Here is a 614-nt window from a genome sequence, read left to right on the forward strand (position 1 = left end):
AACAGCACCGAAATGATCATTGGAAATGGCAGTTCACCAGTGATTGCAAGCAATACGGCTGGAAGGTTGAAGCCTTCAAACGCCGAAGAGATCAATCCCGGATTAGCTAGCTCGAATGCTAAACCGCTACCGCCCACGATGCTAAACCAAAAACAGGTGATCAGCGGCGCAGCAATACTGATGGACAAAATCAATTGGCGAATTGTACGGCCACGCGAAATACGTGCGATGAAGATTGCCATCATTGGCCCGTAACCAATAAACCAACCCCAGAAGAACACTGTCCACCAGCTTAACCAGCCAGTGTCACCGCGATAAAGCGCCATCGGGAAGAAGTTATCCACCATGCGGCCTACGCCTTGCACATAGCCATCAATAATAAAGCTCGTTGGGCCAAAGAACAGGATGTAACCGATCAGCAGTACCGACAGGATGATGTTGTAACGGCTCACAAGTTGGATGCCTTTGCTTACGCCACTTAGCGCCGAAAGCGTGTACATCACGATGGCAGCGACAATCACCATGCTTTGGGTGATGAAGTTATCTGGGAAACCAAATAATGAGTTCAGCGCGTAGCTGATTTGCAAACCAAGAAAGCCAATAGGGCCGATAGT

At 49.0% G+C, this 614-nt stretch carries 1 protein-coding gene; it reads right to left on the bottom strand.

Annotated features, from left to right (window positions below):
• A partial coding sequence (locus R7040_RS27720) for a BCCT family transporter (protein WP_318097784.1) occupies positions 1 to 614 on the bottom strand: 614 nt, incomplete at both ends.

The organism is Vibrio sp. 1069, assembly GCF_033340555.1.